Source organism: Acidovorax sp. LjRoot204 (genome assembly GCF_056175785.1).
On the sequence record NZ_JBGFFF010000217.1, the window covers coordinates 1 to 5,912 of the forward strand.

General features: G+C 64.2%; 7 protein-coding genes. 3 read left to right on the forward strand and 4 right to left on the reverse strand.

What is annotated here, in order from left to right; translation table 11 throughout:
- The 4 genes from AC04MI_RS22910 to gntR form a co-directional block, all read right to left on the reverse strand.
- A partial coding sequence (locus AC04MI_RS22910) for an acyl-CoA dehydrogenase family protein (protein ID WP_476498787.1) occupies nt 1-329 on the reverse strand: 329 nt, incomplete at its 3' end.
- A gap of 20 nt (nt 330-349) precedes the next feature.
- On the reverse strand, nt 350-1,132 hold the full coding sequence (badI, locus tag AC04MI_RS22915) for a 2-ketocyclohexanecarboxyl-CoA hydrolase (protein WP_476498788.1): 783 nt from the start codon (nt 1,130-1,132) through the stop codon (nt 350-352).
- Nucleotides 1,133-1,169: 37 nt separating this feature from the next.
- Nucleotides 1,170-1,937 (reverse strand): 2-hydroxycyclohexanecarboxyl-CoA dehydrogenase, encoded by a 768-nt coding sequence (badH, locus tag AC04MI_RS22920; RefSeq protein ID WP_476498789.1) that lies wholly within the window; start codon nt 1,935-1,937, stop codon nt 1,170-1,172.
- A gap of 539 nt (nt 1,938-2,476) precedes the next feature.
- Nucleotides 2,477-3,514 (reverse strand): HTH-type transcriptional regulator GntR, encoded by a 1,038-nt coding sequence (gntR, locus tag AC04MI_RS22925; RefSeq protein ID WP_056743981.1) that lies wholly within the window; start codon nt 3,512-3,514, stop codon nt 2,477-2,479.
- A gap of 168 nt (nt 3,515-3,682) precedes the next feature.
- Between gntR and AC04MI_RS22930 the strand changes: the two genes are divergently transcribed.
- The 3 genes from AC04MI_RS22930 to AC04MI_RS22940 form a co-directional block, all read left to right on the forward strand.
- Nucleotides 3,683-4,204 (forward strand): gluconokinase, encoded by a 522-nt coding sequence (locus AC04MI_RS22930; RefSeq protein ID WP_235511549.1) that lies wholly within the window; start codon nt 3,683-3,685, stop codon nt 4,202-4,204.
- A complete protein-coding gene (locus AC04MI_RS22935) occupies nt 4,201-4,713 on the forward strand; it encodes a TRAP transporter small permease (RefSeq protein ID WP_056743984.1) in 513 nt (170 codons plus the stop codon). Before AC04MI_RS22930 ends, AC04MI_RS22935 begins: the two co-directional genes overlap by 4 nt.
- A 2-nt stretch (nt 4,714-4,715) precedes the next feature.
- The coding region (locus tag AC04MI_RS22940; RefSeq protein ID WP_476498790.1) for a TRAP transporter large permease at nt 4,716-5,912 on the forward strand (1,197 nt) is incomplete at its 3' end.

Genomic DNA, 5,912 nt, shown 5'->3' on the forward strand with positions numbered 1-5,912 from the left:
GGGCCGACCACGTCAGGGTTGCCATACTTGGACAGGATCTGCGCGTTGAGCGATGCCAGCAGATTCAGGTACGAGAAGCTCAGGTCGGCGCGGGCAATCTCTTCGTGGATCACGCCCGCAGCCAGACACCCCATGCCCAGTCCGCCGAACTGCTCGGGCAACTCCGGCACGATGAACCCGAGCGAGCCCATTTCACGCAGCAGGGCGCGGTCCAGCACCCGGGTCTTGTCGCGCTCCAAAAAGCCAGGCGCGACCTTCTCCTGCGCAAAGCGGCGCACCGTTTCAGCCAGTGCCTGCAGGTCTTCGTTGATGTACGGGTTCGGGTTCATCGTTCTTCTCCGGCGGTTGCTTACTTCACGTACTTGCGGAATTCGGGCTTGCGCTTCTCTTTCAAAGCGTTCACGCCTTCTCGCGACTCTTCGGTGTCGTAGTACAGCTTGAGCRCATACATGCCCAGGCCCGCAATGCCAGCCTGGTGGGCGGTGTCTGCGTTGAAGCTGCGCTTGGCAATGGCCAGCGCGGTGGGGCTGCGCTCGCACAGCTCTTCACCAATTTTTTGCACTTCTGCATCCAGCTCGTCGTGCGGGAAGCAGAAGTTGGCAAGGCCCATGGCTACGGCCTCGGCGCCGCTGTAGCGGCGGTTGAGGTACCAGATCTCGCGCGCTTTCTTTTCTCCGACGACCCGGGCCAGGAAAGCCGTGCCGTAGCCGGGGTCCACTGAGCCCATCTTGGGACCGACTTGACCGAACTGCGCCTTGTCGGAGCAGATGGTCAGGTCACAGATGGTGGCCAGCACGTTGCCGCCGCCGATCGCAAAACCTTGCACGCGGGCGATCACGGGCTTGGGCACGTCGCGGATGGCGGTGTGCAGCTCTTCCATAGGCAGCCCAATGGTGCCGCGGCCGTCGTAGTTGCCGCTGTGGGCCGATTGGTCGCCGCCAGTGCAGAAGGCGCGATCGCCAGCGCCGGCCAGCACGATGGCACCCACATCACGGTCATAGCCGGCCTTGTTCAGCGCCTTGATGATTTCGTCGCAGGTCTGACCGCGAAAGGCGTTCATCTTGTCGGGCCGGTTGATGGTGATCCAGGCCACGCCGTTGCGCACTTCGTACAGGATGTCTTCGAAATTCATGGTGTTCTCTCGGTAAAGGTAAGGAGGTATCCGGGGATCAACCGTGCATGGTCAGGCCGCCCGACACGCTGATGACCTGGCCGGTGATGAAGCCCGCGTCATCGCTGCCAAAGAAGGCAATGGCGCTGGCCAGGTCATCGGGCTGGCCCAGGCGGCCCAGGGGGATGGCGCTGCGAAACGCTTCCAGCAGCTTGGCGGGGTCGCGGGCGCCTTCAGCCACACCGGCCAGCAGTGCGGTGTCGGTGGGGCCGGGGCAGACCACGTTGACGGTGATGTTCTGGCGGGCGTGCTCCCGGGCCAGCGTCTTGGACAAGGCCACCAGCCCTCCCTTGCACGCGGAGTACACCGCCTCGCCGGACGAACCACCGCGCGCCGCATCGGACGCGATGTTGACGATGCGGCCCTTCTTGCGCTCTGCCATGCCGGGCAGCACGGCGTGCAGCATGTGCAGGGCGCCCGTCAGGTTGATGGCAATGAGCTTGTCCCACTCGGCAGGCACGGTCTTGGTGAAAGRCTTGAACACATCCCAGCCGGCGTTGTTGACCAGTACATCGATGGGTCCCAGGGCAGCTTCGGCCGCTGCCACGGCGGTATCTACCTGGGTGCGCTGGGTGATATTGCACTGGAAGGCCTGGGCCACGCCCCCTGCAGCCTGGATGCCTTCGGCCACTTTCTGCGCAGCCTCCAGGTTCATGTCGAACACAGCCACCTTGGCACCTTCTTCGGCAAAGCGGCGGCTGGTGGCCCCACCAATGCCGCCGCCGCCGCCGGTCACGATCACGGTCTTTCCATTCAGATTGCGCATGGTTCTCTCCTGAGTAGTTCGGGGCACACCCCCTGCTACAACAGCAGAAGGCAATTAAGACAACATATTTGCTTATCGTAATGATACAAATTGAATGTGTCAAACAGTTGTCGTTTGTGGCGAGGTAAGTGTTAACCCGAATTTTTCCCAGAAATCGATAGATTTATCGGTAGATAAGAGCACCTTTGATAAAAAATTTTTGTTGCCTTTGTGAAAATATATTGTCTTAAATTGGAGTGAGAGCTCTGTGCGCTGACTCCGAGTCGCATGCTGGGTAGGAGGTACCGCCGCGACGGCGTGCGCTGCGTGACTGTCAGGGTCTCGTCCCGTCTGCAGGGCCGGTAGGAGGCGTGAGCTCAAAGGTGGGCAAAGTGGGGGGTGCGCACGCGACGGTTGTGGCGTGCGACGGCGCTCACCCTGGCCTGAGCGATAGTGAGGGAGTGGGTTGTCTGCGCGAGACGAGCGACCGTGTTGCCGCCGGGTCTYGGCGTAGGTCTGGGCGGCGCTGTGGCTTCCGGTGGGCGCCGCGGAGAGAGGGGTCAGGTGCTCTCGCGCACCGTCAGCTCAAACCCCAGATTCACCGAGTTGTACTCTGGCACCTCGCCGCGCATCAGCGTCAGCAGCATGCGTGCGCTGGCCTCGCCCACGGCGGAGCGTGGCGTGTGGACCGTGGTCAGCGGCGGCAGCATCTGGTCGCTGCCTGCCAGGTCGTTGAAGCCCGCAATGGCCACTTGGCCGGGCACCGACAGACCCAGGCGCTGCGCGGCCAGCAGGCCGCCCTGGGCCAAGTCGTCATTGCAGAAGAACACGGCATCGACACCGGGGCGGGTGCGCAGCAGCTCTTCCAGCAGTTCGCCACCCAGCCGCATCGATGAGGGCTGCGGGCTCAGCAGCTCCAGCTTGGGGTCGTACAGGCCGGCTTCGCGCAGACAGCGGCGGTAGCCCTCTGCGCGCTGCATGGTGCGGGGGTCCAGCTGGGCGGCTACAAAAGCGATCTTTTGGTAGCCACGCGCCAGCAGGTGGTCCGTCATGCTGTGGCCTGCATCCTGCTGCGAAAACCCCACGCAGAACACGCCGGGGGCCGAGGTCATCTCCATCAGGTGCACGCAGGGCACGCCGCTGGCGGCAATCAGGTGGCGCGCGGCCTCGGTGCGGTCAAAGCCGGTGACCAGCAGCCCGGCCGGACGGTGCGCGAGGTAGGTGCGCAGCAGCTGCTCCTCCTCTTGCGGGTCGTAGTGCGTGACGCCGATCAGCGCCTGGTAGCCCTGCGGGAACAGCGTGCGATGCACGGCCTCCAGCACGTCCACAAACAGCGCGTTGGACAGCAGCGGCACCAGCACAGGCACCTGCACGCTGCGCTGTGAAGCGAGTGCGCGCGCTGCGGGGTCGGGCACATAGCCCAATTGCTCAGCGGCGACTTTTACGCGCTGCACCAGTTCTTGCGCCACGCCGCGTTCTCCCCGCAGGGCGCGGGAGGCAGTGATGGGGCTGACCTCGGCGGCCTTGGCCACGTCGCTCAGCGTGATGCGGCCGCTGGAGCGGCGTTTGGCGTCGGGTTTTGTCTCGGGTTTGTTCAAGGGTTAACCCTCATGGGGCTGGGGATGGATCTGGTTAGGATAGCGCTGTCCAAACTCTTGGGCAAGGCAACGCCAGCCATTTGGGATCAAGTTGCTCAGCTTGCCACAGTTTGTGCGGCATCCAGACCGGGTGCCTTTTTTATGGATTGTTTGGATAGCGCTACCAATATGAGTTTTCAAGCGTCACCCGCTTTTGTGGTCGTCATGGGCGTGGCGGGCTGCGGCAAGTCGAGCCTGGGTTCTGCCCTGGCACAGGCCGAGAGCCTGCCCCTGATCGAAGGGGACGACCACCACAGCCCCACGAGCCGCGAAAAGATGCGCCAAGGCATTGCACTGACCGATGCAGACCGGGAAGGCTGGCTGACCACCTTGGGGCAACTGCTGCAAGCCCAGCCCCAGGGCGCGGTGTTGACCTGCTCGGCGCTCAAGAAGGTCTACCGGGACCGCTTGCGCAACGCCTGCCCCGGGCTGCGTTTCGTCTTTCTGGAGATCGACCGCGCGAGCGCAGGCCAACGCGTGGCCGCCCGTGCGGGCACCCACTTTTTCTCCAGCGCCTTGGTGGACAGCCAGTTCGCCACGCTGGAATCCCCCGTGGGCGAGGCGGGCGTGCTGCGCCTGGATGCATTGCTGGACCTGCCCACGCTGCAACAGCAAGCCTCGGCCTGGCTGGCCACGAAGGAGACCGCATGAGTTCCCCCGCACAACAAGCCGTGCCGCAGAGCCGCTTTGCGCGGATCTCCCAGGTGCTCATGGCCAGCTGCCTGGGTGTGATGGCCGTGGCCGTGTTCATCAACGTGGTGCTGCGCTACGGCTTTGGCAGCGGCGTGGCAGCCAGTGAAGAACTGTCGCGCCTGTTGTTCGTCTGGATGGTGTTCATCGGTGCCGCAGCGGCCTATCCGGCAGGCGAACACATGGCCTTCACCAGCCTGGCAGGCCTGCTGGCTAAGCGCCCGGTGGCCTTTGGCCTGCTGACCGCCGTGATCCGGCTGCTGGTGATCACCGCCAGCGCGATGCTGGCCTGGGGTGCCTGGCAGCAGGTGGTGGTGGGCATGGGCAGCCGCTCGGTCGTCATGGCCTACCCCGCTGCGCTGCTGCCGCTGCCGGCCTTTTTGTGCGCGGTGGCCATTGGTGTGATGGCAACCGTCGAATTGATTCAACGCAAGCCGCTGGACCTCGGTCATGGCGCTGAGGTGGAGTGACCATGGGACCCGAAGCGCAGGCTTTTCTTGTTTTTTCGCTGGGCATGCTGGTGCTGATGGGCACCGGCATGAACATGGGCCTCGCCCTGGTGCTCACGGGCGCAGGCATGGCCTGGGTGCTCGACTTCTGGGATGCGCAGTTGCTCGCACAGAACCTGGTGGCCGGGGTGGACAGCTTTCCGCTCCTGGCCGTGCCCTTCTTCATCCTGGCGGGTGAGTTGATGAACTCCGGCGGCATCAGCCGCCGCATCATCGACATGGCGCAGGCCTGGGTGGGGCACATCCGGGGCGGGCTGGGCTATGTGGCGATTGGTGCTGCGGTGCTGATGGCGAGCATGAGCGGGTCGGCCCTGGCCGACACCGCCGCGCTGGCCACCATCCTGCTGCCCATGATGCGCCAGCAGGGCTACCCCATGAACACATCCGCCGGGCTGATTGCCTCGGGCGGCATCATCGCGCCCATCATTCCGCCGTCCATGCCCTTTGTGATCTACGGTGTGACGACCAACACCTCGATCTCGGCGCTGTTTGTCTCCGGCATCGTGCCGGGGCTGATGATGGGCGTGGGTCTCATCTTTGCCTGGCGCTGGGTGTTGCGCGACATGGACCTGCCAAAGGGCGAGCCCCTGCCCATCCAGGACCGCTTGCGGGCCACCGTGCGCGCCTTCTGGGCGATGCTGATGCCGCTCATCATCATCGGCGGTATGAAGACCGGCGTGTTCACGCCCACCGAGGCCGCCGTGGTGGCTGCGTTCTATGCGCTGGTGGTGGCCTTGTTCATCCACCGCGAGATGAAGCTTGCCGACATCTACGGCGTGCTGGTGCGGGCGGCCAAGACGACCTCCATCGTGATGTTTTTGTGTGCTGGTGCCCAAGTGGCCAGCTACATGATCACGCTGGCCGACCTGCCCAATGTGCTGACGAACTGGCTGGGCCCGCTGGTGGAGAACCCGCGCCTCTTGATGGCTGTGATGATGATCGTGCTGGTGCTCATCGGCACGGCGCTGGACCTCACGCCCACCATCCTGATCTTTGYGCCCGTGATGCTGCCCATCGCCGTCAAGGCGGGGATTGACCCGGTGTATTTCGGCCTGATGTTCGTGCTCAACGGCGCCATCGGCCTCATCACCCCGCCGGTGGGCACGGTGCTCAACGTGGTGGCCGGGGTGGGGCGCATCTCGATGCACAGCGTCATCAAG

Excerpts from the sequence above, each read along its gene's own strand:
- AC04MI_RS22930 (WP_235511549.1), top strand. The coding sequence starts at position 3,683 with ATGAGTTTTCAAGCGTCACCCGCTTTTGTGGTCGTCATGGGCGTGGCG.
- AC04MI_RS22935 (WP_056743984.1), top strand. The coding sequence starts at position 4,201 with ATGAGTTCCCCCGCACAACAAGCCGTGCCGCAGAGCCGCTTTGCGCGG.